Annotated in this window: 23 protein-coding genes and 1 tRNA gene; 4 read left to right on the plus strand and 20 right to left on the minus strand. The window is 37.5% G+C overall.

The window, feature by feature from the left end; all coding sequences use genetic code 11:
• Nucleotides 1–62: 62 nt before the first annotated feature.
• The 7 genes from AC1VNJ_RS21960 to iolG form a co-directional block, all read right to left on the minus strand.
• Nucleotides 63–851: a 5-deoxy-glucuronate isomerase gene (locus AC1VNJ_RS21960; protein ID WP_482641296.1), complete on the minus strand. Its 789-nt coding sequence runs from the start codon at nt 849–851 to the stop codon at nt 63–65.
• Nucleotides 852–985: 134 nt separating this feature from the next.
• Entirely contained in the window at nt 986–2,011 is a 1,026-nt protein-coding gene (locus AC1VNJ_RS21965; protein WP_033580685.1) for a LacI family DNA-binding transcriptional regulator, read from the minus strand.
• Nucleotides 2,012–2,071: 60 nt separating this feature from the next.
• On the minus strand, nt 2,072–2,968 hold the full coding sequence (iolE, locus tag AC1VNJ_RS21970) for a myo-inosose-2 dehydratase (protein WP_482641297.1): 897 nt from the start codon (nt 2,966–2,968) through the stop codon (nt 2,072–2,074).
• Between the two features lie 84 nt (nt 2,969–3,052).
• Nucleotides 3,053–4,987 carry a 3D-(3,5/4)-trihydroxycyclohexane-1,2-dione acylhydrolase (decyclizing) gene (gene iolD / locus AC1VNJ_RS21975; RefSeq protein WP_155008644.1) on the minus strand — a complete coding sequence of 645 codons (1,935 nt, stop codon included), beginning with the start codon at nt 4,985–4,987 and terminating at the stop codon, nt 3,053–3,055.
• A gap of 112 nt (nt 4,988–5,099) precedes the next feature.
• Nucleotides 5,100–6,557, minus strand: a complete 1,458-nt coding sequence (locus AC1VNJ_RS21980; RefSeq protein WP_028414349.1) for a CoA-acylating methylmalonate-semialdehyde dehydrogenase — start codon at nt 6,555–6,557, stop codon at nt 5,100–5,102.
• A gap of 73 nt (nt 6,558–6,630) precedes the next feature.
• Entirely contained in the window at nt 6,631–7,638 is a 1,008-nt protein-coding gene (iolC, locus tag AC1VNJ_RS21985) for a 5-dehydro-2-deoxygluconokinase (protein ID WP_028414350.1), read from the minus strand.
• 79 nt (nt 7,639–7,717) lie between these two features.
• The gene (gene iolG / locus AC1VNJ_RS21990) at nt 7,718–8,740 is read right to left on the minus strand and encodes an inositol 2-dehydrogenase (protein WP_155008643.1); all 1,023 of its coding nucleotides are present in this window, start codon (nt 8,738–8,740) and stop codon (nt 7,718–7,720) included.
• A 424-nt stretch (nt 8,741–9,164) separates the two neighbouring features.
• On the opposite strand from iolG, the gene AC1VNJ_RS21995 reads away from it, so the two are divergent.
• Nucleotides 9,165–10,445: an MFS transporter gene (locus tag AC1VNJ_RS21995; RefSeq protein WP_033580688.1), complete on the plus strand. Its 1,281-nt coding sequence runs from the start codon at nt 9,165–9,167 to the stop codon at nt 10,443–10,445.
• A 61-nt stretch (nt 10,446–10,506) separates the two neighbouring features.
• On the opposite strand, the gene AC1VNJ_RS22000 is transcribed toward AC1VNJ_RS21995, so the two are convergent.
• Together AC1VNJ_RS22000 and AC1VNJ_RS22005 are read right to left on the minus strand one after the other, a co-directional pair.
• Complete coding sequence (locus AC1VNJ_RS22000; protein WP_028414353.1) at nt 10,507–11,505, minus strand: LacI family DNA-binding transcriptional regulator; 999 nt, start codon at nt 11,503–11,505, stop codon at nt 10,507–10,509.
• A 137-nt stretch (nt 11,506–11,642) separates the two neighbouring features.
• The gene (locus tag AC1VNJ_RS22005; RefSeq protein WP_482641298.1) at nt 11,643–12,977 is read right to left on the minus strand and encodes a prolyl oligopeptidase family serine peptidase; all 1,335 of its coding nucleotides are present in this window, start codon (nt 12,975–12,977) and stop codon (nt 11,643–11,645) included.
• A gap of 268 nt (nt 12,978–13,245) precedes the next feature.
• Between AC1VNJ_RS22005 and AC1VNJ_RS22010 the strand changes: the two genes are divergently transcribed.
• Nucleotides 13,246–13,455 (plus strand): alpha/beta-type small acid-soluble spore protein, encoded by a 210-nt coding sequence (locus AC1VNJ_RS22010; protein WP_016762907.1) that lies wholly within the window; start codon nt 13,246–13,248, stop codon nt 13,453–13,455.
• Between the two features lie 232 nt (nt 13,456–13,687).
• Here AC1VNJ_RS22010 and AC1VNJ_RS22015 read toward each other — a convergent pair whose 3' ends face one another.
• The 4 genes from AC1VNJ_RS22015 to AC1VNJ_RS22030 all read right to left on the minus strand — a co-directional run bounded on the left by AC1VNJ_RS22015 (nt 13,688) and on the right by AC1VNJ_RS22030 (nt 17,416).
• Nucleotides 13,688–13,915: a hypothetical protein gene (locus AC1VNJ_RS22015; RefSeq protein ID WP_028414355.1), complete on the minus strand. Its 228-nt coding sequence runs from the start codon at nt 13,913–13,915 to the stop codon at nt 13,688–13,690.
• Nucleotides 13,916–13,990: 75 nt separating this feature from the next.
• The gene (locus AC1VNJ_RS22020; RefSeq protein WP_182029530.1) at nt 13,991–14,482 is read right to left on the minus strand and encodes a general stress protein; all 492 of its coding nucleotides are present in this window, start codon (nt 14,480–14,482) and stop codon (nt 13,991–13,993) included.
• Between the two features lie 174 nt (nt 14,483–14,656).
• Nucleotides 14,657–16,108 (minus strand): cardiolipin synthase, encoded by a 1,452-nt coding sequence (gene cls, locus AC1VNJ_RS22025; RefSeq protein ID WP_335707916.1) that lies wholly within the window; start codon nt 16,106–16,108, stop codon nt 14,657–14,659.
• A gap of 477 nt (nt 16,109–16,585) precedes the next feature.
• Nucleotides 16,586–17,416 (minus strand): GNAT family N-acetyltransferase, encoded by an 831-nt coding sequence (locus tag AC1VNJ_RS22030; RefSeq protein WP_047751708.1) that lies wholly within the window; start codon nt 17,414–17,416, stop codon nt 16,586–16,588.
• 146 nt (nt 17,417–17,562) lie between these two features.
• Here AC1VNJ_RS22030 and AC1VNJ_RS22035 point away from each other — a divergent pair, with 146 nt between their 5' ends.
• Complete coding sequence (locus AC1VNJ_RS22035) at nt 17,563–17,736, plus strand: hypothetical protein (RefSeq protein ID WP_165573906.1); 174 nt, start codon at nt 17,563–17,565, stop codon at nt 17,734–17,736.
• A 161-nt stretch (nt 17,737–17,897) separates the two neighbouring features.
• Entirely contained in the window at nt 17,898–18,434 is a 537-nt protein-coding gene (locus AC1VNJ_RS22040; protein ID WP_482641299.1) for an SH3 domain-containing protein, read from the plus strand.
• A 53-nt stretch (nt 18,435–18,487) separates the two neighbouring features.
• On the opposite strand, the gene AC1VNJ_RS22045 is transcribed toward AC1VNJ_RS22040, so the two are convergent.
• From AC1VNJ_RS22045 to AC1VNJ_RS22075, 7 genes are all read right to left on the minus strand, one after another.
• Nucleotides 18,488–18,616 carry a YjcZ family sporulation protein gene (locus tag AC1VNJ_RS22045; RefSeq protein ID WP_013055210.1) on the minus strand — a complete coding sequence of 43 codons (129 nt, stop codon included), beginning with the start codon at nt 18,614–18,616 and terminating at the stop codon, nt 18,488–18,490.
• Between the two features lie 229 nt (nt 18,617–18,845).
• Nucleotides 18,846–19,607, minus strand: a complete 762-nt coding sequence (locus tag AC1VNJ_RS22050; RefSeq protein WP_028414360.1) for a M15 family metallopeptidase — start codon at nt 19,605–19,607, stop codon at nt 18,846–18,848.
• Between the two features lie 208 nt (nt 19,608–19,815).
• The gene (locus tag AC1VNJ_RS22055) at nt 19,816–21,054 is read right to left on the minus strand and encodes a 3D domain-containing protein (RefSeq protein ID WP_482641300.1); all 1,239 of its coding nucleotides are present in this window, start codon (nt 21,052–21,054) and stop codon (nt 19,816–19,818) included.
• A 279-nt stretch (nt 21,055–21,333) separates the two neighbouring features.
• Nucleotides 21,334–23,106 carry an extracellular catalytic domain type 1 short-chain-length polyhydroxyalkanoate depolymerase gene (locus AC1VNJ_RS22060; RefSeq protein WP_482641301.1) on the minus strand — a complete coding sequence of 591 codons (1,773 nt, stop codon included), beginning with the start codon at nt 23,104–23,106 and terminating at the stop codon, nt 21,334–21,336.
• Between the two features lie 248 nt (nt 23,107–23,354).
• A complete protein-coding gene (locus AC1VNJ_RS22065; RefSeq protein ID WP_098626180.1) occupies nt 23,355–23,852 on the minus strand; it encodes a GNAT family N-acetyltransferase in 498 nt (165 codons plus the stop codon).
• 584 nt (nt 23,853–24,436) lie between these two features.
• Nucleotides 24,437–25,042, minus strand: coding sequence for a hypothetical protein (locus AC1VNJ_RS22070; protein ID WP_028412728.1), 606 nt, complete (start codon nt 25,040–25,042; stop codon nt 24,437–24,439).
• A gap of 138 nt (nt 25,043–25,180) precedes the next feature.
• A tRNA-Met gene (locus tag AC1VNJ_RS22075) sits at nt 25,181–25,257 on the minus strand.
• Nucleotides 25,258–25,329: the final 72 nt, after the last annotated feature.

A 25,329-nucleotide genomic window follows, 5' to 3' on the forward strand; every position in this document is an offset into this window, starting at 1 on the left:
TAATTATTTTTTTATTCGAGGTTTTTCAACATGTGAAACTCATTTTGTATAAAGAGTTTTATTTATTTTTCAGGCCAAATTTTTGCATCCGGCTCTAATAACCACTTATGCTCTTCTTCCATAATACGGTCTGTCCATGGATTATTGTCAAGATGGCGAATCATCCAGCAGAAGTACATCGCATAGCCGGGAGCCGTTGCTTGAGGATGATCTAATTCACCTGGAATTGTAATAAAACTATTATCAACTACACGGTATGCATCTTCTCCAACCATTGCACAGCCAAATCCTTGCGGCTTGTCAAAACGATAGTAATATACTTCAGGCTGATCATGATGATGAGGCGGATAGCTCGACCATCTTCCTGGATAAGAAATAACTTCTCCAATAACAAGGTTAGAATAAGGAGCGTTATTATAATCAAAGATTGTCCGAATGACACGCTGAGCGGTACCTTCCCATACTCCTTCACCAGCTGCTGTATTTTGACAGTCTTCAGGCGTATATAATTTTGATGAAAATTCTTTTTCATTATCCGTTTTTTGAACTAGTACTTCACTATTGGCAAGCGCGGTAATTTTAACCTCCACATTTTTCGAAACGTGCAAACACCAAGGCTCTTCTTCAAAAAGAGACTCACGCTGAATTTCTTTGGAATGTCCTTCCCACTCTAGCTTTACCTTTCCTTCTAGTAAAAGAATAGCCGTTTCATTGCTGCTGTCTAGTAAAGTTTCCTCTTTTCCTTGAGACATATTATAAATCCCAATATCCATCAGCATATCTTTGTGCTGACCGGCCATTTCTGTAAGTACGTTGTATCCTTTATTTAATTCACCTGATTTACCTAGCATGTTTAACTTCCTCCTTTATGTAGTAGCACAATCAGAATTTACTAATCACTCATTTTTTCTTCATAGACTTTATACATTCTTTTGAATATGTGACTGTGAAGAGTTTTTATTAACAGCAATACTCTTGATTGTATTCAATTATTTGCAGATGCTGTGGCGTTTCTTCGTAACGGAGCCGTCGATTTCCGGACAATCAATTTCGGCTCAAGAAGTAAATGTTCTTTATGCATCGTTGAGTATTCCATTTCTCTAACCAGCAAATCCACTACGTTTACAGCCATTTCTTTTGTCGGTTGTGCTACCGTCGTCAACATGGGCGTGATGGTAGTAGAAAGAACGGTATTATCAAAGCCAATCACTGATAAGTCATTCGGCACATCAATGTTGAATTCTTTTGCCGCTTGTATGACGCCAATAGCCAGTAAATCGTTACAAGCAAAAATAGCCGTCACTTTCTCCTTCATTAAAAAAATTTGCTTAGCACTTTCATATCCTTTTTGAATACTTGCTTCGGTCGTAATAACGTGCTGAGGTAACACAGTGATTCCATTTTCTTGCATGGCATCTCGAAAAGCATCTAAACGGGCGTGATTACTTTTTGCATTTTCTGTAATAATCGCAATTTTTTTATGATGCAAAGATAGCAAATAATCAGTCGCCAAATAGCTTCCCTTATAGTCATCCACTGTCACTGTATTAACAGATATGTGAGGGATTTCTGAAGCAATAACGCTAATGGGTATATCTTGCTTCAGCATATTTTTTAAAAGATTAGCATTGCGAAAAGCAGATGCTACAATTAAACCGTCGATTCTCTGACGAATTAACAGCGATAGATATTTTTTCTCTTTTTCCGCATCGTTATCGGTATTACACATTACAACATGGAAACCTCGCTCATGACTTCGGTCTTCTATGCTTCTTGCCAAATCGGCAAAAAAAGGGTTGGAGATGTCGGGTACGAGAAGCCCAATCGTTTTAGTAGGCTTTCCTGTTAAAGCAGATGCTACGACGCTTGGATGGTAATTCAACTGCCCCATAACCTCAATTACTTTTTGTCTTGTTCTTTCACTAATGTGACCGGTTTGATTGATAACTTTTGATACGGTGGAAATTGATACACCTGCTTCTTCAGCCACACTATAGATGGTTGGCTTCATTTCATCTCCTCCTTTCCTTTCATAAACATATAAAAGGCGTAAAACCTTTTACAATAGAAATTAAAGACCGCTTTTTTCTTTAATAAAGTTTCTTGCTTTTAACGCATATTCAAAAGGATTAGCAAGCGCTGGATCCTGTTCTGCTTCTACGACAAACCAGCCGTTATAATCAGAAGCGGCAAGCGTAGTAAATACTTCATCAAATTCAATAACTCCGTCGCCTGGAACAGTAAAGGCTCCTTCTTTTACCGCTTGCAAGAAGCTCAGGTCTTGTTGTTTGACTCGATCAACTACTTCTTGGCGAATATCTTTCAAATGAACATGTTTAATACGATGAAGATATTTTTTTAAGATATAAAGAGGTTCTTCGCCTGAAAAAACAAGATGACCGGTATCAAATAGGAGCGAAACAAGCTCTGGATTGGTAAGCTCCATTAGCTGCTCAATTTCTTCTGTTGTTTGGACGCCTGTTCCCATGTGATGATGATAGACAATATGCATATCTTTCTCTCTTGCTAGTTTCCCAAGATAGTGCAGGCCTTCTATAAGGCTGCTCCACTCTGTTGGCGTGAACACGGGCTTTTCTTTGAATAAAGGTACATCCATCATCCCTTGAATGCTGTGTCCTTGTTCAGATACAACAATTACTTTTGCTCCCATTTCGTATAAAAAATCGCGATGTTCAATAAATGGCGTCACCGTTTCTTCCAGCGGCTTTGTCGTTAAAAATGTACTAAACCATGCGCTTGCAATTTCTAAATTCCGAAGTGATAATGCCTTCCTTAAGATCGAAACATTTCGCGGATATTTGTTTCCTACCTCACTTCCTTTAAAACCTGTTAAAGCCACCTCACTGATACACTGTTCAAATGTATTTTCAGCTCCTAGTTCAGGCATGTCATCATTTGTCCAAGCGATTGGAGCAATCCCCAGTTTGACCGTGTTTTCCTTGAACATGTCTTCCTCTCCCCTATATCAAATTGAAAACGCTATTATATTCACCGAATGTTTCCCCTCAACATCGGCCATTTCTCTTGCTTGTTAATAACCTCTGGCCATTTCAAGATTTTTCACTTTATCCTTATAGGCTTCTTGTACATGGTGATTTTCAGATACCTCTGCTACTCCTACATGCCACCACGATTCATAACCGTTTGTCATAGTTTTGGGTAGCACTTTAATATCAATTAATGTAGAAGTCTCTTGTTTTTGTGCATCTTCCATTGCCGTTTTTAGTTCTTCAAGAGAGCTTACACGATATGTTTTTACACCGTAGCCTGCGGCGCTGGCTGCAAAATCAATTTTCATCACGTTTCCGTTTAATTTTCCTGTTTCATCGTTTCGATAGCGAAACTCTGTTCCAAAACTCCCCATTCCATTTGACATTTGAAGATTATTAATACATCCAAATCCGGAGTTATCAAACAGTAAAATATTTATCTTTTTTCTTTCTTGAAGGCTTGTAATGAGCTCTGAATGCAGCATTTGATAGCTTCCATCTCCAACCATCGCATACACTTCTTTAGCTGGTTCAGCCAGCTTAACTCCAAGTGCACCTGATACTTCATATCCCATACATGAATATCCATATTCCATATGATAGGTATTGGGTTTATTAGACTTCCACATTCTCTGTAAGTCACCTGGAAGACTTCCAGCTGCACCAACAATGACGGAGTTGTCATCAAGGAGCTTATTCACCTCTCCAATTACTTCTGTTTGCGTTAATTGAGTACCAAGTGATTCTGCATATTCAGCTAAGCTTTCATCTAAATGACCTTTTATTTCTGGAATGAAATCTGCCCCTGTAAAACGTATGCTATGTAGACGCTCTAATTCTGCTTCCCATGCGTCTTTTGCACTTGCAATTTCTGTCGTGTAACCAGACTGATAGCCAATTGACATGAGCTCTTTCCTAAGAGCAAACAACCCTTCTTTTGCATCAGCTACAAGCTTCACGGCATCCAGTTTATTTGCATGAAATTCAGACGTGTTAATAGTAAGAAATTGCACGTCGGGATGTTGAAAAAGCTGTTTAGATGCTGTTGTAAAATCAGTAAATCGAGTGCCTACTCCAATTACTAAATCCGCATCTTTAGCGATTGTATTAGCAGCTGAGTTTCCTGTTACACCTATTCCGCCAAGATTATAGCGATAGTCGCTTTCAACGGCACTTTTCCCAGCTTGAGTTTCTCCAAATGGAATATGGAACTCACTAGCAAATTGTTTTAACTCTTTTGCAGCTTCTGAATACCGAACGCCTCCTCCGCAAATGATGATTGGCTTTTTCTTTGTTTTTATTGCTTGAATTGCATCTGCTAGACTGTCCCTAGTCGGAAGGCGACGCTCAATGCGGTGAACGCGCTTTTGGAAGAAATAAGCTGGAAAGTCCCATGCTTCTCCCTGCACATCTTGAGGCAAACAAATAGTTACAGCTCCCGTATCTGCAGGATTCGTTAACACACGTATCGCATTAATCATAGCTGTCATCAATTGTTCAGGGCGGCTTACGCGATCCCAGTACTTACTCACTGGACGGAAAGCATCGTTTGTAGAAATAGATAAATCATATGTCTGTTCAATTTGCTGCAAAACAGGATCAGGCTGTCTAGTTGCAAATACATCGCCGGGAAGCAACAAAACTGGAATGTTATTAGCTGAAGCTGTTGCTGCCGTTGTAACCATATTTGCCGAACCTGGTCCTACTGAAGATGTGCAAGCCATAATCTGCTTTCGATGTTTTTGTTTTGCAAAAGCCATCGCTGCATTGGCCATTCCTTGTTCATTACGTCCTTGATATACATCTAGATTTCCTGGGTCTTCTTCCAAAGCTTGCCCAAGACCTACTACATTTCCGTGCCCGAAAATTGTAAAAATCCCTTTAATAAACTGATGCTGCTTTCCATCAAATTCAACATACTGCTGATTTAAAAACTTCACTAATGCTTGTGCCGTCGTCATTCTAACTGTTTCCATGCTTCTTTCTCCCTTCTAATACTAGATTGCGATTTTAAAAAAGGAAGCATAAGGAATATCTTTAATTCCTGATACCTCCTTTTAAAATGGAATGCGATTTTTAATGAATCACTTACCAGCGCGTTGTTACCATTTTCTTTCTTGTATAAAACTCCACGCCGTCCGTACCATTTGCATGAAGATCACCGTAAAAAGAATCTTTCCAGCCAGAGAATGGGAAGAATGCCATAGGTGCCGGTACCCCTACATTTACTCCTAACATACCAGATTCAATATTTTCACGGAACTCACGTACGCTTGCGCCGCTATCTGTATAAATACAAGCACCGTTTGCAAATCGAGAGTTATTAGCTACTTCAATAGCTTCTTCTAATGTTTTCACACGTACAATAGACAGCACAGGTGCAAAAATTTCATCTTGCCAAATTTTCATTTCTTGCGTAACATGATCAAAAATCGTTGGTCCGACAAAGTAGCCCTTGCCATTTACTGCTGCATCTGTGCGACCGTCACGAATAAGCTCCGCTCCTTCTTGCACGCCTGATTCAATATAGCTGAGCGTACGCTCTTTATGATTTTCACGAATGACTGGTCCTAAGAAGACGTTTTCTTCTAAGCCGTCCCCAATTACAATATCATTTGCTTCCTCTACTAATCTTTCAATTAGCTGATCCGCAATTTCTTCTTGTACAGTAACAACAGATGCTGCCATACAGCGTTCACCTGCTGAACCAAAAGCGGCTCCGATAATTTGTTTTGTTGCTACGTTCAAATCTGCATCATTTAATACAATTGAATGGTTTTTAGCACCGGCTAAAGCTTGAACACGCTTTAAGTTTTCCGTACCTTTTTTGTACACGTACTCAGCTACAGGCTGGGAACCTACAAACGAAATAGCTTTCACTAATTTATGTTCAAGAAGACCGTTTACCACATCATGCGCGCCGTTTACAATATTTAATACACCTTTTGGCAAACCAGCTTCTTCAAACAGCTCAGCTAATCTTGCAGCTAACAGCGGCGTACGCTCAGAAGGCTTTAACACAAATGTATTGCCGCAAGCGATCGCAAGCGGGAACATCCAGCAAGGAACCATCATTGGAAAATTGAACGGTGTAATTCCTCCAATGACGCCAATTGGATAGCGGTACATGCCAGACTCAATATCTGTTGCAATATCAGGAAGCTGTTTCCCCATCATTAACGTAGGAGCTCCTGCCGCGAATTCTACGCATTCAATTCCACGCTGCACTTCACCTCGCGCTTCGTTAAAGCTTTTTCCGTTTTCAACTGTCACTAACTTTGCTAATTCATCCCAGTTATCTACTAATAGCTGCTGATACTTGAATAAAATTCGTGCACGTTTAGGCACAGCTGTTTTTGCCCACCCTTTGAACGCTTCATTTGCTGCTTGCACCGCTTGATCTACGTCTTCTTTTGTAGAAAGAGGTACCTGTGCGATTAATTCACCTGTTGCTGGGTTATACACAGGTTCCGTTTTTGATGCAGCTGATTCAATCCATTGTCCACCAATATAGTTTTTTACTGTTTTTACTGCTGTTTGCGTCATAGAATATCTCTCCCTTTATCTCATTTTAATAAGCTTCTATTCCTTTAATCTCTCAAGATTTTCCCTTGGTTTATTAGGCTTCCTGCAAAACTTCAGTTGCTGTCTCCATAAAGTTGAAGAGCTCAACGCTTGTCGGCATAGCATCTGAACAACTGTGTCTTGAAATGACAATCGAAGCGGAGGCCCCCCCCAATCGCATTGCCTGTGGAATTTCCAGTCCTTGCATCAATCCATAAATAAAGGCTGAAGCATAGGAATCACCAGCACCAAACGTTTTCAGAACTTTTGTTTTAAATATTCCTCCACGGTGAGACTTACCATCTCTTGTATAGGCAATAGATCCTTCTCCACCATGCTTAATCACGACGATTTGAGCATGGTGAGAAAACCAGCGCTCTGCTGTTACTTGATCATTAGATTCTTTATAATTTAAAAGTTTTTCCATCATGTCAAACTCTTCTCGCGTACCAATAATCACATCTGATTTTTCAGCAGCTAAATTAAAATAGACTGCCGTTTCAGCTTCCGATTCCCATGTATATGGACGATAGTCAATATCAAAAAACACTACAACTTCATGCTTGCGTGCGTATTCTAATGCTAGAAATACAGCTTCACGAGAAGGACTTTGTGCAAGAGCGGTTCCAGATATTAAAAGAGCCTTTGACTTCTTAATATATTCTTCTGATACTTCTGTAGGATCTAGTTTTAAATCCGCTACGTTATCTCGATACATTAAGATGCTGCAATCTGTAGGGCTCTTGATTTCCGTAAAAGCAAGCCCCGTTACAGCCCCTGTTTTATCGACAGCAATACTATCTGTATTAATCTTATTTTTTTGAAGATACCCAGTAATGAAGCGGCCCATTTGATCATCTGATACTTTTCCGATAAAACCGGTTTTTAAGCCTAGCCTTGCTGCTCCAATCGCAATATTAGCTGGAGAGCCTCCTACATATTTAGTGAATGTTTTAGTCTCTTCCATTGGACGCTGTGTTTCATTTGCATTTAAATCAATACATAAGCGACCGATAGCGATAAAATCTAACTCACGATTTTCTTTAAAAACAAGCGGATTCATCTTTACTCCTCCTTAGTTAAGCGCTTTCCTAAAAAGGCGAAAAGAGCAAGATATTCTCTTTCAGCCCACATTTCTATCATTAATTCACTGCGTATTTTTTATGTTCAATCTTCACTGGCTGCCCTGATAGTAAAGATTTTTTTGCTGCTTTAGCAATTCGTTCTGCCTGTAATCCATCGTTACCTGTACAAATTACGCTTTGATTTTCCATAATTGCTCTTGCAAACTGTGTTACTTCATCTATATATGCTTGTGTATAGCGTTCAAGGAAGAAATATAGCGGCTTCTCTTTCACTACAGTTTCGCCTGTTGATATTTCTACTGTAGTTGGACGGCAATTATCAGCAGTAGCGGAACCTTTTTCACCAAAAACTTCAAGGCGCTGGTCGTAACCGTAGACAGCTTGACGACTGTTATCAATCACGCCTAAAGCTCCGTTTGCAAATTTTAATGACACAATTGCCGTATCTATATCCCCTGCTTCTTCAATAGCAGGATCGATGAGCGTCGTCCCGTAAGCCGATACTTCAATTACTTCACTGTCCATTACATAACGAGCCATATCAAAATCATGAATCATCATATCCATGAACAATCCTCCTGAAGCGCGGACGTATTCTGGACTCGGAGGCTGAGGATCTCTGGAGGTGATTTTTAAAATGTGCGGCTGTCCTACTTCTCCCTGCTGTACAAGATCATGCACTTTTTTAAAGTTGGGATCAAATCGTCGGTTAAAGCCAACTTGAAGCTGTACGCCGTGTTCTTTTACTACTTCTAACGCTTGGATTGTTTCTTCTACTGAAAAACTAACGGGCTTTTCACAGAAAATATGCTTTTTCGCTCGAGCAGCTTCTTCAATAATCGATGCGTGCGTATTCGTTGGCGAACAAATGAAAACGGCATCAATTTCTGAATCTGCTAATAAATCTTGATAATTTGTTGTTAACGTTGAAATTCCTTTACTTGCAGCCCACTCGTGCAAATGATCTACCACTACGTCTGAAACCGCTTTAATTTTTATTTGCGGCATTAATTTTAAATTATCAACATGTAATTTACCTATTCGTCCAGCACCAATTATTCCAATTGTAAGAATCCCCATCTTATTTTCCCCTTTAATTAAAAGTTAAGAAAACATTCGCTCAAACCTATTTTTAGGTTAAGCGCTTTCCTATTTCCAATTATACATACTGTTTTTTGAAATGCAACATTTTTTATAGATTATTTAGAATATTTGTTTTTTATTCATCTGATGGTACAGTATGAAAAACCTTATTTTTATCTATTTATGCTTAAAATTAAGGGAATTCTCTATATTTAAGTATTCTTATAATAAGGGCAAGTTATTATAATCTTATCTACTACTATTTCCACTGTTGAAATCATTTAATTGAAAATTAGATATATTTAAAATTTTAATTGACGTTTAAAAAATGTAAGCGTATACTTTTTATCAAATAGATTAAGCGCTTAACCAAATTAGTTTGATGTTTTCAACGAAATAATCGATCTGGTGGTGTGGAAAAATGAATGAATTTATTTCCAGAAAAACAGCTCTTGACAGGATTGGGATCCCTTCTCATTTAACGTGGGGATACATAGGTATTATTGTTTTTATGATTGGCGATGGCTTAGAACAAGGATGGTTATCTCCTTATCTTGTAGAAAGAGGTTTAACCATTGAACATGCTGCTTTACTTTTTACCGTTTACGGTATTACGGTCTCTATTTCTTCCTGGTTCTCCGGCGTACTGGTTCAGCTGTGGGGTCCTAGAAAAGCAATGGCATTCGGCTTGATATCCTTTATTATTGGTTCAATTGGATTTATAGGTATAGGACTTCATATTATGAATTACACAATTATATTAATTTGTTATGCTCTTAGAGGATTTGGCTACCCTTTATTTGCTTACTCATTCTTGGTCTGGGTGTCTTACCGCACGCCCCAGGAAATGCTTTCAAAAGCAGTAGGCTGGTTTTGGTTTGTCTTCCAGCTTGGTTTAAGCGTAATCGGAGCTTTTTATTCCAGTTACATGGTTCCTAAAATCGGCGAAATTGCTACCTTGTGGAGTGGTTTACTTTTTGTTTTGATCGGCGGAATCTTTTCAATTATCATGAATAAAGACAGATTTACCGTTCAAAAAGTAAGCGATAACAAAACAAAAGAATTAATGAAAGGGATTACAATTGCATTTGAGAACCCTAAAGTAGGAATCGGTGGAGTTGTAAAGATTATTAACTCCGCTGCTCAATTTGGATTTGTTGTCTTCTTGCCAACCTATATGATGAAACACGATTTCACAATGAGCGAATGGCTTCAAATCTGGGGCACTCTGTTTTTTGTGAATATGGCTTTTAATATTATTTTTGGTATTGTTGGAGATAAATTTGGCTGGGTAAATACAATCAAATGGTTTGGTGGAGTAGGATGCGGAATTGTAACACTCGCTCTTTACTATGTACCTCAATTCGTAGGACATAATTATTGGGTAATGATGATTGTCGCATGCTGTTACGGTGCAACACTAGCAGGATATGTCCCTCTTACAGCGTTAGTGCCTTCCTTAGCTCCAGAGAATAAAGGAGCTGCGATGTCCGTATTGAATTTAGGATCTGGACTTTCTGCTTTTGTAGGCCCTTTAATTGTAACTATTTTCATAGGTCTTTTAGGCACGGGCGGCGTAATCTGGATCTTTGCTTGCCTATATTTCTTTGGAGCTTTTTTAACGGGTTTCCTTACAATTCCAACAGAAACAACAGTCAAAGGCGAAACAATAAACGAAGTCAAAAATCCGGTCTCTCTATAAATATTATTAAGTAAAAAAGCTGCATGTGCCCAGGCACATGCAGCTTTTTCTTTTCTCTGTTTTATAGCTTTTTTACCGACGCACGTTCTACTAGTTCTGGAATAATTGTTATTCGCTGCTTTGCATGCTCTTCTTTTTTCATAGACTTTAACAGCTGTTCGAACGTACTAGTTGCCATCTGCGAAATAGGTTGTTCAATCGTTGTCAAACCAGGCTCAGCAATATCGGCATAAATTGTATTATCAAATCCAATTACCGACAGATCTCCTGGAATTGAAAGCCCCTGCTTTCTTGCCTCATTTATGAGGGATATTCCAATTAAGTCCGTACATGCAAAGACTGCTGTCGGCCTATTAGGCAAAGAAAGCAGCTGTTTACTTGCTCTTCTGCTATCTTCTACTGTTGAATAACAGCTGATAATGGACTGATTTTCTAGTGATAAATTTGCCTCTGTGAGCGCTTGTTTAAATCCTGCTAATCGCCCCTCACTGCTTTTTCTATCTTTTTCAGTGATAATCGTTACCGATTGATGACCTTTTTCTATTAAATACGTACCTGCGATATATCCTCCGCGAACGTTATCAATTGTCACTACATGCGTTGAGATAGAAGGATGATCAACTGAAAACAATACAAGTGGTACATCATGCTTCACAATTTTCTTTACGAGCTTCGTATCATTTAGTTCGGTTGCGATAATAATTCCATCTACTTGCTTTTTGAATAAAAGATCTATGTATTCATGCTCACGTTCTGTTTGATGATCCGTACTGCATAAAAAAAGCGTGTATCCCGCTGCTCTGGCACTATTCTCAAAAGCTCTTGCTACCTCTGCGAAAAAAGGATTAGAGATGTCAGGAACTAGCACGCCAATTGTGTATGTCTTTTTCCCAGTTAACGCAGCTGCAACACTGCTAGGCTGATAATCTAATTCCATCATTACTTCATTTACTTTTTTTATCGTTTTTTCACTAATACGGCCTGTCTGATTGATTACTTTGGATACAGTGGCTATCGATACCCCTGCTTTTTTCGCAACATCGTAAATGGTTGGTTTCACTTTCACTGTTCCTTTCTTCGTGATCTCTTTCCTTATTTTATCACGAAAGTATTCAATCGTTTATTTTAGATATATGCTTTAGCTTTAAAAGAGACATAAAAAAGCTGCTCTACTTGAAACAGCTTTTTGATAAATGATTAATTGTTGTTCAACGATTGCTTGCTCATCCATTTCATTATGGTTGTTGTAGCTCCATTTATTTTAGCGTTGGGTTCATTATTATACAGATATATCCAAGATGAATGCCCGTTATACTGATAGGGCGAACCATCATTATTTTTGTATAAACCCGTGGTGTCATGCACATCTTCAAATAGTGATAAATAAGCATTATTTGCATGGCTTTTCACCAAACGTTCATAAGTTGGAAGAGTGTTAATCGTTGGTGGAAGAACCGTATCATTTTTAGCGGCTACGAACCAAATAGGCGTTTCTTTCATCTTTTCAAGATCTTGATCCGTAATTAATCTATCATTTAGTCCTTCACATACTGGAAATGCTGCTGCAAAATAGTTTGGATAATCACGAATCATAAGCATAGTCATATATCCGCCGTTAGATGCTCCTCCGATATAGATTCTATTGGGATCAATATCAGGATTTTTAGCAACATATTCTTGAATTAGTGCCATCAGTGATTCTTTATAAATCGAAGTTCCATCCGCTTCACCTGTATAACCATCCATCCATTTCGTTGGCGCTTGAGGTACTAAAACGTAGGCGCCTTTAAAATAAGCCTGAGTTTCATTTGTGACAAAGCTAACAGCTTTATTGGCAGATAAGGGAATTGTTGCATCTGTTCCTCCCTCTCCTCCTCCATGCAGCCAAATAATTAACGGATTCTTTTTCTTATCTTTTTTCGGCGCGTAACTTGCGTATGCCAATTCCATATTATAATATATACCTTTTTGAATGGTAAAATCATCTACGAGCTCTCTTTTCTCTCCCTTAAACTGTTTCACTACAAGCCCTGACAACTTTCCTTTTTTTGTTACGATATCTTTTTGCTGGGTAATGGTATATTGACTGTCTATCCATGCATTTAACCCTGTACCATATTCATCATAATTTAGTGGTGCTCCTAATGAAACAGCTGGTCCAACTTCCATTTCTAAAACTGCATATTTTCCAGTATGTACGGCTGGTTGTCCATCTTTATCGGATACATAGGCTTTTTTTATTGTACGATCTCCTTGTTCCAATAAAGACGGTTTTAATCGACTATCACTTCGAGCCACATGCACCTTAAACGTTTCTTTTGTAAGTGAATTGGTTGGAACAGGTTCACCTAAGTCAATAATAATTTTTGTGATCACCGCTCCCCAGTTATATATCTCTGTCACTGTACGATAAGATGTAGCTTTTTCGTGCGCCTGTTTCGCAAGCGCTTCTTTCTCATAAGAGAGTACAATGCCAATTGCTAGACTCCATGTAACAGCCAATAGTACATATTTTTTTAATGTTTGATACATGATGGACTCCTCCTTTTAAATTAGAATAGGAATATTAACATTCTCATTCTATTTCGAATAATATGTAACCGCTTACTTACTTGTGTTCTATTTTACGTGACCTCTCTCTTTCTACACATAATTATTTTCCGTTACCTAGTGGAAAACTTTGTAACTATATTCCAATAAGCATATTCTATAAGTCCTTGAAAAAATTTTTTTATTTTATGTATAAAAACTATCTATTAATCAAATCATAATCTTAACCTTATAAAAGGAGTTGATTATGATGGCAAACAGCAGAAATAAGAGCAGCAACGAATTAGCAGTACACGGTGCTCAACAAGCAATCGATCAAATGAAGTATGAGATCGCTAGCGAATTTGGCGTAACTCTTGGTCCTGACACAACTGCACGCGCAAACGGCTCAGTAGGCGGAGAAATCACAAAACGCCTTGTGCAAATGGCTGAACAGCAACTTGGCGGCGGACGTTTCTAAATCACTATCATAAGCAATACGGCTGGAGGAAGAGCGAATGACCGTTCTTCCTTTTTCCCATTTTTATATAATGTCTTATCGCGTTCCTTCTCATCTATATGTATCTAAAACAAAATCACTACCCCCATAACGTTCACATCCGGTTATATAAGATTCTCTTTCTCTCACAATAGACTGTGTATAATAAAACATAAAAAGAAGTTCCTTTTATAGGAACTTCTTTTATCTCACTTTATAAATGTGCAAGCTCTTCAGATATCTTTTCGGTCTTTGCTTTGAGCTGTTCTTGCTGACCTTCTAAATCAGCGATTACAGCTAACACTTCTGTATTGGTCGGTTCTTCTTCATACTGTTTTAACGTAGCGACAAGAGACTGTGAAACTTTGATGAGCTCTTGATTAACTTCTTGCTGCTGTTTTAAATAGTCAAGTTCATATTCCGTTTTTTCTAGATTTCTCATCGGTCTCCTTCCTTTCGTTAACTAGCTTTTATTTAAGAACGCAGTCTTTTATTATCTTATTTAGTTCCTTCAACATTACCTTATTTTATTTTCGTGATTGCCGTATAACATTTTTTCATTCATTGGGTCAGCTGATTTTTCAGCAGGTGTCACGGTTTGTCCTAGAGCTAAATTGTGTTTATCATGCTCAACTGCGTCTACCATCAGCAAAACTTTTCCTTTTTTAAGATCAGATACATACGAGGAAGCTTCCGCAGCAGGTACACCATATTCGGTTAATTGATTTTCGATTCGATTAACATCTTGATCCATTTTTTCTTCAGACGAAGTAAAAGCATTTTTTATTTTCTCCATAAAGGATTGATGGTGCTTTGAGTGTTGATCTGTATCAACTGTTTGCACATCGATTCCTGCAGAACGCTCAATCACTTCTGTATTTTCATGATGCGGACCACTGTTTGTCAAAACAGAAAGTGCACTGTCCGGATATCCCTGTGTTTTTAAATTTCGAATCGCTGTAATAACGGCCTCTTCTGAATCATACGTACCTACTACATTTTTTGTCATTTTCTATTCCTCCTAGGTATTATCATTTTTTAGCTTGTTATAGTATTAATACCCTTGGATTTTTTGGTAAAACTTTTTAACTTTATCTCTAGCTCTCCTTACAAGGAGAAACCAATAAAACAACAGACCTGAATCTAAAAATTCAAGTCTGTTTCATGATATCAATGATTTTTATTATAAAATTGGTGACAGTAAGCGAGATACCGCTTCTTTAAATTTTATAAGAAGAGAGCGCTCTTTATATCGTTCAAACGTTAATTTTGAACTGCATTGCACATCTTCAAGAAACAGGTTCTGCAACTTTTTGGAAATAGGCTGGTCATATACAACTGCATTCACTTCAAAATTAAGGCTGAAACTTCGCGGATCGATATTCGTCGTTCCTACAGAAGACACTTCATTATCTACTACAATCGTTTTAGCATGCAAAAAGCCTTTTTCATAGAGATAAATATTCGCACCGTATGCCAGCAGTTCCCCTACATGAGACCACGTAGCCCAATAAACAAAAGGATGATCAGGTTTATTTGGAATCATAATATGAATCTCTACTCCAGATAATAAAGCAATTTTACAAGCATCCATAAAGCTTGCGTCAGGAATAAAGTAAGGCGTTTGAAGGTATACACTTTCTTTGGCCGACATAATCAATGAGATATACATGTTTTTCAGGTGCTGGGTAGTCGAATTGGGACCGCTTGCTACAATTTGTACAGGAACTGTTCCAGAATGAGTTTCTGTACGATGCAAAAATTGTTCCAGTTCAATTGGCTGCTTTGTTGCTTGATGCCAATCTAAAATGAATCGCCCTTGAATATCGTTCACTGACTCTCCTTTAATGCGAAAATGAGTGTCTCTCCAATAACCCATTTTTGGATCTAACCCTAAATATTCATCTCCTACGTTAAATCCTCCTATGTATGCTACTTCACCATCGATAATACAAAGCTTTCGATGATTTCGATTGTTAATCCGAAAATTAATTAAGCGAAGAATTGAAGGGAAAAATGCCTGTGCTTCGCCGCCATATGAAATAAGCTCCTTAAAGAATGATGGCGTCATTTTTCTAGATCCTACTTCATCATAAAGAACGCGAACCTTTATGCCTTCTTTTGCTTTTTTTGTTAGCTCATCTCTTAATTTTTTCCCAAGATTATCTCGTTGAATAATATAATATTGAATATTAATTTCTTTTTTAGCATTTCGAATATCCTCAAACAATGCCTCAAATTTTTGATTACCGTCACTGAAGATATCAATTTCGTTGTCAATGCGCACAAGTGACTTAGAAGAATTTAAATTAGTGAACAGCAGTTTATTATGTTGGATTAATAAATCATTTCGATATTCATGGGTAGCTTTAAGTTCTTTCAATTGTTCATCTACTGAAGACCTTAAATATTCCCGCTCATCAGATGATAATTTATAAAAGTTCTTCTGTTTTAACTGTCTTCCAAAGAATAGATATACAATAAAGCCGACAATCGGTATAAAAAATAAAATAAGAAGCCACGCCCATGTAGATCCTATATCTCTTCGTTCAATGAAAATAAGAATACCGGCTAATAAAATATTAATAGCTGTTACAACAGATACACTTAGTGTAAAGATATGGGCAAATTCCATCCTTTTACTCCTTTCTTTCTATTATATCGCTTTATTAACTCATTCCCTTTTTTAACCTTCTCATTCACTTTACTATACATAACACAGATGGCTTTCTTTTTCATCTTTAGGATCCAAATTTTATTGTTTTTTCTTTTTTGCTACACTAAACATGTGAAATATTTCTTTTTATTGTGTATTAAAAACAAGGGGGGAGATAATTTGTTTTTTTCGTTTATTTTTCTTAGCCTCATCAATGTATTTGTCAGTATTAGCCTGGGGTATACGGCTTATCAATTATTTAGAAAAGCATTTATTGGAGGTATTCTTACGTGTATCCTTGCTTGAAGTGCTCCGATCTTATTTGTATGGCCTTCCCTGTTTTTATCAACGGGCATATCACTTTTTCTCTACTTTCTCATTATTTACTCAAAAATGCACATATCATCTAATATGTAAATAAAAAACACGAAAATCTAAGATTTCCGTGTTTTTTATCTACAAGCTGTATACGTAATAATCCTGCACGTGATATGAATCGAAGCCGCATGTTTCGTAAAGTTGCAAAGCGCGTTTGTTTTTTGCTTCAACCTCAAGAAATACATCATATCCTAGCTGATGCTGCTGTAAAACGACTTGTTTTAAAGCAGCCTTTCCTATTCCTAATTTTTGATAGGAAGGTAAAATACCAAATCCATAAATCCATGCTTCGCTTTTATCATAAGATACCCTTAACTTTCCAACCGCTTGACTATTGTACTCTACGATAAAATGATTTTGCTGTTCTTCCGTTTTCGTTTGTTCATAATAAGCAGCTGCTTCTGTTAAAGACATACCAAAGCATTCCACATCAACTTGCATTTCCATTTTCATATCGGTATCTGACTGGGAAGAGCGAAGCGTAACAAAGGGATTATCATCTTCTAATTCTTTTTTCGCCCACTTCATTTGATATTCCGAAAAAGTAAATGAACATGGAATCTTCTTTAAGAACTCCCTGCCTGAAATCGAATCGCCAGGAGCATTTAATAAAATCTCTGTATACTCACGCTTCTTACACATATGTAAAGCTTGAGAAAACAGCTTTGAAAAAATCTTTTTTCGGCGATAGCTAGGATCGACCATTCCACATATTTCTACTGTATTCCCAAACCCATAAAGACCAATAAATCCAACAAGCTGATTATTTTCATAATAAAAAAAATCGTTAACTTCATTTTGTTTTCGACTTCGTAACATGTCAAAATTCAGCTTCAGCTCTATTTTTTCTTCTTGTTGGCAAATAGACTGTAGCTTTTGTATATCTTCTAGTACATGTTGTTTTAACATACGTATCCTCCTGCATCTCTCTTTTTATTATAAGTTCGGCTTTGTTTAACTTTTTCCTTTCATCTTTAGCGCAATGACCGAATAATTATAGGGTAAAGCACGATCAAAAGCGTATAGAGTAATTAAACTAAATAGGCGGGGTGCTTATGAAAAAGACCATTTTAATAAGTTTTATTGCACTAGTTGCTTTAACCATTATTTATTGCCTGCAGAAAGAATTTATTTTTGCTTTAGCTTTGTGGAGCATTTATGGGACAGTATTATCAATTTTTGTATATTTTTCTTTTCATAAATCAACGGAAGATCGCGAGGGTGAGTAACAATAGCGCTATTAAAAGGTCTGTGAAATAAACCTTTTTACAGACCTTTCGTAAATTTACAACTAGGATGCATGTTGGTAACAATTTAGAAACAAGTATTCTTTATTCTTAGTGTTATAGAAAAAGATATAACCTATTTCACTAAGGAGTTGGATATTCGCATGAAGACAATTACAAAATCTATATCGGTTTTTGCATTAGCAGCTGGCTTTACTTTTTCATCTCTATCTGGAACACTGCCATTCACTCACGAGCAAACAGCAAGTGCAGCAGAAAAAATAAACGCACCGTTCAGCGTATATGAAGTGACAGCAAACGTACTCAATATACGTTTAAAACCTAGCACTCAGGGAAAAATTCTTGATACATTAAGAAAAAAAGATCAAATTGAAGTAGTCAAGTTTGTAAATGCAGACTGGGCTGCCATTAAAATAATTGGCGGCACCGGATATATCAGTACTTCCTATTTAATGAAAGTCCCTACTACTGTTCATACAGCTGCTAACCTTAATTTACGCACAGGGCCTAGCACAAGCAACAAAGTTGTAACAACTGTTCCTAAAGGAAAAAGCGTCAGCTTCTTAGCTTGGGGCTACTCAAAAGATAACAAGCTTTCATTTGATTGGGCTTTTGTAGAATACAACGGCTTTAAAGGATATGTAAGCACTTCGTACTTACAGTTACCTAGTTATAGATAAAAATAGATAACTCCCTTGAATTATTTCAAGGGAGTTTATTTATGGACACCTTATTAATAGTGCCCTGCCCATGAAGCACCGATGATGATTAGTAAAATAAATAGCACAACGATTAACGCAAAGCTACTTCCGTGACCTGCTCCGTATCCATAACCATAACCATAACCTCCGTAAAAACTCATTTTCTTTCACCTCCCTTTTTTGTAGAATATGTGAAGGGAAATGAAAACGAACATGAGTATTCTTTATCACAAAATTCATTCTAATTTATAAGCGTTAACTCTTTTACTAGTAAGGCATAGGATATAGCATCCCGTGGTTCATCTCTACATCTTTCCCTCGTTCCAACTTTTAAAGTAAGGGTATATTCCAGCAATACAAAAAAAGAAGAGTTTATATAACTCTTCTTTTTTATTGAACTGGATTATCAACTTGCATGTAGTCATTATAATATTCTTCTAACGTAATTCCTTTTTTATACACTTTAGAGGCGAGTTCTTTTCCGACAAATCGTATATGCCACGGCTCATATTTATAACCTGTAATCTGCTGCTTTCCCTCTGGATAGCGAACAATGTATCCATATTTATATGAATTTCTTTCAATCCATTTGGCTTCAGGAGTATCTTTAAAACAATCTTGAGCCGCACACTTACCTGTGCTGCTTGATACATCTATACTTAAACCAGTCTGATGCTCACTGCTGCCTGGATGGGCGCTATAATGACTGGCTGCCGCTTCTCCATCTTGCTTTATGTACGCTTGATAAAGAGATTCCTGGCGAATTTGAGAACGATAAGCGGAAACACCGGCTAGGTAAATCCCTTCTCGTTCAGCAGCTGAAAACATTCTTTCTAACGCTTTTGCTGCTTCTGTACGCATTTGTCGCTTTTCAATTTTTTCTTTAAATATAAACCGAACGTCCGGGTATACAAGGTCAGCGGGTTCATAGTGATCAGGAAGAAGATTTTGTTTATTTACTAGCACGGCAATGGATTCGGGGTTCCCAACAACTTCTATGCTATTTTGCTTCTGTTTAGAAGAAGATAAAGGATTATGATCAGACGTGTTCAAATGATCGTCGTGCCGAAATAATCCCTGATAGCCTAGATACGAGAATCCTGCGATCACACCCAGCACTATTAGTAATGCTATTTTTTTATAAAATTTCATATTTCTATACTCCTGACATAATTTAAGCTTTTTAAGACACTCAAACATTGTATATAAATTAAGAAATAATTACTAATATAACAAACTAATTCCTACTATAAATTTCAGTATGCCCCGACCTATTTTTTTCAAACGTTTATTTTAAGCATAAAAAAAGAGATGTCTTCTAAAAGACATCTCTTCTTACTTCTATTCTATAAGACTAGTATTAGTCGATAACTGTAATTTTAACTGATCTTCTGCCCCAGTCTTGTGCAGCACTATCTGAAGAAACGAATACGTCAATTCGATTTCCTTTAATTGCGCCACCCGTATCTGCCGCTACAGCTTGACCATAACCTTCAACGTATACTTTTGAACCTAATGGAATAACGCTAGGATCAACCGCAATTACTCGTTGATTTGGATTTGATTTTAAATTTACTCCAGTAGCTGTCGTACCACTGCATCCAGCACAGTTAGCTGTATAAGCTGTTGCTTCAACAGTCATAGACTTGCCGCTAGCTTGCTGTTGAGACTGCTGTTGCTGTTGTTGCTGAGCTTGTTGTTGTTGCTGTTGAGCTGCTTGTTCTTTTTGTGCCTGCTCTTGTGCTGCTGCTTGAGCTTGCTCTTGTTCTTTTTGTGCCTGCTCTTGGGCTGCCTGTGCTTGTGCTGCTGCTTGAGCTTGCTCTTGTTCTTTTTGTGCTTGTTCTTGGGCTGCCTGTGCTTGTGCTGCTGCTTGAGCTTGCTCTTGTTCTTTTTGTGCTTGTTCTTGTGCTGCTACTTGAGCTTGCTCTTGTTCTTTTTGTGCTTGCTCTTGTGCTGCTACTTGAGCTTGCTCTTGTTCTTTTTGTGCTTGCTCTTGTGCTGCTACTTGAGCTTGCTCCTGTTCTTTTTGTGCTTGCTCTTGTGCTGCTACTTGAGCTTGCTCTTGTTCTTTTTGTGCTTGCTCTTGTGCTGCTACTTGAGCTTGCTCTTGTTCTTTTTGTGTTTGTTCTTGGGCTGCTTGTTCTTGCTGAGCTTGTGCCGTTTGAGACTGCTGCACTTGTGGAGCTGCCTTTGCTACTGGCGCACTAGCTGTTTGAGATTGAGCTGCTTGTGCCGCTTTAATTTTAAATTGTTCTCCAGGGAAAACTAAGTCTGATGTTAAACCGTTCCATTCTTTAATTTCTTCTACTGTTACGCCATAATGTTGACCGATTGACCACAAAGTGTCACCACGTTTTACAGTATGTACGATTTCTTTTATGCTAGATAAGTTTAGTGTCTGATTTGGATAAATTAGTGTTGATGTTAAGTTATTAGCATCTTTTAGCTCGTCTACGCTCACATTATGATTTTGAGCGATTTTCCATAAAGTGTCACCTTTTTGTACTTCATACGTTCCGCTTGTAGAGGCAGATGCTGCACCTACAAATCCTGCTGAAAGAATTGCCGTTGTCCCTAGAGTAAATACAAATTTCTTCATTTTCCGAATACCTCCTTATTTACTCAATGACTGAATGATACCACCTGTTCATTTCACTTCCATTACAGGAATATTTTACTTTTATTACGGATTTAATTAATTTTAAACATTTTCTTGTAATATTTCTGACAATTCATTTTTGAATAATGATTAAATTTCATCAAAATCATGTCAAAATTTGAAGAAAACTCTATAAAAAGTTGGAGTTGTATTCGGTGATAAAAGTAACTTATCAGCAAAAAAAACCTTCTAAAAGCTAACTGCTTTTAGAAGGTTTTTTTACTTATATGAAACAGTTAAAGTTGGAGCATATGCAGGATTGTCGCCCCCATAAATTTCAACTACGTCACTTAAAAAGTCCGCTGAACCTGAGCTTGACAAGCGAAACTGAGTTTTGCCGTTCCTATTCATATATCCCAAAAGTGAGGAAGGAAGTTGAATAGTTGTATATCCATTATCGAGTGAAGGCACTGACATTTGGAAGGCCGCTGAAATAGATGGTGAGGCCTGGTAATCTATTTGTTCTAAAGCACTGCTAGTTCCAAATACACCGCTTTTAATATCGCCTTTCAAAGATGAAATATTACCAGTTGAAGATTTGCGATAAATTTTCAAAGATACATCCGTAATACTTGCATCATCAGGTAAAGAGCTTGTATTAAAAGATAAAATGGTTCGGTATGTGTCGGTATTGTACATTCCCTTATCCCCAATTTTATGAATAGAACTACTCATACCGTCAGCTGATAAATTTCCGATAAATCCATCTTCAGCAGCAAGCGAAGAAAATACTGAGGATTTCTCTGAAGTTCCAGAAATTTGATAAACTTCCGTCTTTACTCCCTCTTGATTACCCGCAGCGTCTACACTAAAAAATTTTATTGTTTTGCTAGAGTTGATGCTAATAGGCTCAGAATACTTTAGAGAATTAACAGTTGGTGTACTTCCATCTAATGTATAGTAAGTGGTGGCAGGTTCATTGGGTGATAATGTGACAGAAACAGAACTTCCATACGTTCCTCCCGCTGGTGAAGCAGCTGTAACCGGCGGGGATATATCTCCTGGATTAGGAGCGTCACCATTCTTCGGATGATTTTTAAAAAAGTTCCAACTTAATTTAGTTGCATTTGGCCCTTTAGGATCTGTATAAGAACCGGATGTACTTCCCCCTGACCAAGCATGCCCCATTCCTTCTATCATGTACTTTTCCATTACTGTTTTTCCTGCTGTATCTTTGTAAATATATTGCGTATAGCTTCTTCCACCAGATACTGTACCTGGTAAAGTTTGATCTGCCGTATCATCAATATTGTTATTATCCAGTCCATCAGACGCTCTATCATTTGTTTGAGCCCATTGCGATAGTATTTGATGCGCATTTATAGGCGCAACAGTGTAGTCAGCTGTCCCATGAAACAAAATAACCGGAACCACTCGCTTATGCTCTCCCATGGCTGAATAGGCTAAATCTCCTTGTTGGATAGGATTAGGACCTCCACTGCTCATTGCTGTATAAGCACCTGTTACACTAGTGGCTGCTTTATATTCTAAGCCCGCCCCAACGCTGATAGCCGCAAATATGTCTGGATAAGTAGCTCCCATAATAACACTCATAGCTGCACCAGCAGATAGCCCTCCAACAAAGACTTGGTCGGCATCTATTGAATAACTGCTTTTTATTTGATTAACCATTCCAGCAATTAACGCTGGTTCACCGCTTCCCCTTGATTGATGAGCAGTATCAAACCAGTTCCAACACTTATTTGAATTAGCAGAAGAGGGCTGTTCTGGATAGAGGACAAAGAACTTCTCTGTTTCTGCCAGTGCATTCATTTGTGTTCCTGCTGCAAATTGATCAGGGTCTTGAGTACAGCCATGTAGCATAACTACTAGAGGTAAGGCAGCACCTCCCTGATAACTGCTAGGTACGTACAGTTTGTATGTTCTTCCGTTATATGTTTTAGAGGTAAAACTTCCTGCGGCTGAAGAAGATACAGCACCTAAAGATAAAAAAAGCATAAAAATCATCCCTGCTATAAATAATCGTTTCATCTTCCTGCTTCCTCCTTATATTGATATGGTTATACTTAGCAGCAAACGTACATATCGGTATGGTATGGAAATGAATAAGAGTTACTAGTAAGATGATAGCAAGGTTTTATGTAATAAAATTTATATTGACTGCACGATTTGCCTACAGTTATGAGGACAAATAAAATCATTCATCTCCAAATAAAGAAAACGCTTACATAAAATTGTAAACGATTGTGTCGATAAATACTATAAAAAAGACATACCTTTTAAAAATAGCCCGGTATGTCTTCTATGGATTGCTTACTTAAGTATTCATATTGTGACTCGCTGCAATTTACCATAGCAATGGATTGAGGATAACGCTGTAAATGAGAAGGGAGCTCCTTAAACCCAAACTGATGATAATATTCAGGAAGAATATCGCTATAAAGCATAAAAATAGCGCTGCGCTTCTCTATCTTCATCTTTTTAAAAAAGTCTTCAAGCATATCTCGGCCATACCCCATTCGTTGATAAAGCTGATGAACAACAACGGACCCAATACCATGCAAAGCAAACTTTAATCGAGGAGTTTGTAAAAGAAGCAAAATAAATGAACCAATAATTTGATTCTCTTCATTTACATATACATACCGAATTCCATATGTTTCTTCTTTTTGATTATCTCTAACATACTCTTTGTACGTCCTGCCTTTAGGCCATGCCGCATATCCCATTTGATAGACTTCTGCCAATTCTTCAGACTTTATTTTTCTTAATAACATGAACATCCCCTCTTTATTTATAATCCCATACGTCAGCAGACATTTTTTATAGAGTTAAAAATAGTTCCTGTATGTATATATTATACTTCATCCTACGGAAGCTTTCTTGCTCGGAGTCCTATTAACAGCTAATATGCAGGCTGCTTTCTCAAAAAACTAGAAAGATTCCTGATAGTTGTTCTTCACCCATATCAGTCATATATGTAAAGATACTCTTTATCATTCCATAAAAACATAGAGATGTAAATATATTTCCAGCTTCACTTAACATTCATTATGTATCACCTATCAAAAAAGAGATTGGGCCATAACGAAATGAATGCAATCTAAAGACGAACAACCCGGATAAATAATCTGGGATGCTTGTTCCGCCGCTGTTGCTTTACGTGCAAGGCTTCGCTTTCCGCGAGCGGGCGATGGAGCCTTGCCCTCCAACCAACAGCTAGAAGCACCTCCTACTGAAACCTACGTTCACCATGACCATTAAAAAACACGAACTATCTATTTTTGATAGATAGTTCGTGTTCAACGTTAACTAAACTGCTTTTGTCCCAGCATCTTTATAGTAAAAGTAATCATCATTTTTAAGCTTTTTCGTTCTCTACATACTCCACTAGATGAAAGAAAAAGCGATATGTAAGAACAAGAGCTTCACCTATTGACATTTTTTCATCAAACTCTTTTATAGCATCTAACTCAATATTCACATCCCATAATCCATCTTTATCATTAAATAAAAGCTGGACGCTTGTTGGGCTTTCATTAAGCTCTTTAGCAAAAAATTGTTTTAGTACAGAACCGAATTTTTTTTGCATATGTAACCCCGTTAATACTTTATATGTGCCAAACACATCATCCACTTCAAAAGAACATCCATCAAGCTTAATAAATTCAAACCATTTTGATTCTACATATAGAAATTCACTTCTGTGTTCTTTCAAGTAAGAAAGAGGAGTATCTAAAAACGAAAGAGGAGATTCTTCTGCGATCAGCTCGTCCGTTTCTTTATCTACTCTTTCGATATAAGAATCTTTAAAACGTGAAGATGCCTCTTTTTCTTCTATCATCAGGTTTTGCGGCACCAACTCTTTTTGCAACGCATATTCCTTTTCTTCTTGATATAGAGATAAAGATTGACCTTGAACGTTCATTTCTTTTTCAATATAAGTTTGAATATTACTTTGTAACATAAAAAACCTCCTGATTAATCTGCATCACTATCTTATATCATAACCTAAACAAGTGTTTATAAATATAGCCAAACAAAAAATCCTTAGGCTATGCCTAAGGATAGTAATAATATATTCAAGTATGTATAAAAGATAATTTGGTTGCGGGGACAGGATTTGAACCTGCGACCTTCGGGTTATGAGCCCGACGAGCTACCGAACTGCTCCACCCCGCGATAATAAAAATGCCTGGCAACGTCCTACTCTCACAGGGACAAAGTCCCAACTACCATTGGCGCTAAAGAGCT

It is taken from the genome of Priestia sp. 3CA3 (genome assembly GCF_056836725.1).

What these genes read in the sequence shown, in the direction of transcription:
- AC1VNJ_RS21960 (WP_482641296.1), bottom strand. Translation starts at nt 851, where the DNA reads ATGCTAGGTAAATCAGGTGAATTAAATAAAGGATACAACGTACTTACA.
- AC1VNJ_RS21965 (WP_033580685.1), bottom strand. Translation starts at nt 2,011, where the DNA reads ATGAAGCCAACCATCTATAGTGTGGCTGAAGAAGCAGGTGTATCAATT.
- iolE (WP_482641297.1), bottom strand. Translation starts at nt 2,968, where the DNA reads ATGTTCAAGGAAAACACGGTCAAACTGGGGATTGCTCCAATCGCTTGG.
- iolD (WP_155008644.1), bottom strand. Translation starts at nt 4,987, where the DNA reads ATGGAAACAGTTAGAATGACGACGGCACAAGCATTAGTGAAGTTTTTA.
- AC1VNJ_RS21980 (WP_028414349.1), bottom strand. Translation starts at nt 6,557, where the DNA reads ATGACGCAAACAGCAGTAAAAACAGTAAAAAACTATATTGGTGGACAA.
- iolC (WP_028414350.1), bottom strand. Translation starts at nt 7,638, where the DNA reads ATGAATCCGCTTGTTTTTAAAGAAAATCGTGAGTTAGATTTTATCGCT.
- iolG (WP_155008643.1), bottom strand. Translation starts at nt 8,740, where the DNA reads ATGGGGATTCTTACAATTGGAATAATTGGTGCTGGACGAATAGGTAAA.
- AC1VNJ_RS21995 (WP_033580688.1), top strand. Translation starts at nt 9,165, where the DNA reads ATGAATGAATTTATTTCCAGAAAAACAGCTCTTGACAGGATTGGGATC.
- AC1VNJ_RS22005 (WP_482641298.1), bottom strand. Translation starts at nt 12,977, where the DNA reads ATGTATCAAACATTAAAAAAATATGTACTATTGGCTGTTACATGGAGT.
- AC1VNJ_RS22010 (WP_016762907.1), top strand. Translation starts at nt 13,246, where the DNA reads ATGGCAAACAGCAGAAATAAGAGCAGCAACGAATTAGCAGTACACGGT.
- AC1VNJ_RS22015 (WP_028414355.1), bottom strand. Translation starts at nt 13,915, where the DNA reads ATGAGAAATCTAGAAAAAACGGAATATGAACTTGACTATTTAAAACAG.
- AC1VNJ_RS22020 (WP_182029530.1), bottom strand. Translation starts at nt 14,482, where the DNA reads ATGACAAAAAATGTAGTAGGTACGTATGATTCAGAAGAGGCCGTTATT.
- cls (WP_335707916.1), bottom strand. Translation starts at nt 16,108, where the DNA reads ATGGAATTTGCCCATATCTTTACACTAAGTGTATCTGTTGTAACAGCT.
- AC1VNJ_RS22030 (WP_047751708.1), bottom strand. Translation starts at nt 17,416, where the DNA reads ATGTTAAAACAACATGTACTAGAAGATATACAAAAGCTACAGTCTATT.
- AC1VNJ_RS22035 (WP_165573906.1), top strand. Translation starts at nt 17,563, where the DNA reads ATGAAAAAGACCATTTTAATAAGTTTTATTGCACTAGTTGCTTTAACC.
- AC1VNJ_RS22040 (WP_482641299.1), top strand. Translation starts at nt 17,898, where the DNA reads ATGAAGACAATTACAAAATCTATATCGGTTTTTGCATTAGCAGCTGGC.
- AC1VNJ_RS22045 (WP_013055210.1), bottom strand. Translation starts at nt 18,616, where the DNA reads ATGAGTTTTTACGGAGGTTATGGTTATGGTTATGGATACGGAGCAGGT.
- AC1VNJ_RS22050 (WP_028414360.1), bottom strand. Translation starts at nt 19,607, where the DNA reads ATGAAATTTTATAAAAAAATAGCATTACTAATAGTGCTGGGTGTGATC.
- AC1VNJ_RS22055 (WP_482641300.1), bottom strand. Translation starts at nt 21,054, where the DNA reads ATGAAGAAATTTGTATTTACTCTAGGGACAACGGCAATTCTTTCAGCA.
- AC1VNJ_RS22060 (WP_482641301.1), bottom strand. Translation starts at nt 23,106, where the DNA reads ATGAAACGATTATTTATAGCAGGGATGATTTTTATGCTTTTTTTATCT.
- AC1VNJ_RS22065 (WP_098626180.1), bottom strand. Translation starts at nt 23,852, where the DNA reads ATGTTATTAAGAAAAATAAAGTCTGAAGAATTGGCAGAAGTCTATCAA.
- AC1VNJ_RS22070 (WP_028412728.1), bottom strand. Translation starts at nt 25,042, where the DNA reads ATGTTACAAAGTAATATTCAAACTTATATTGAAAAAGAAATGAACGTT.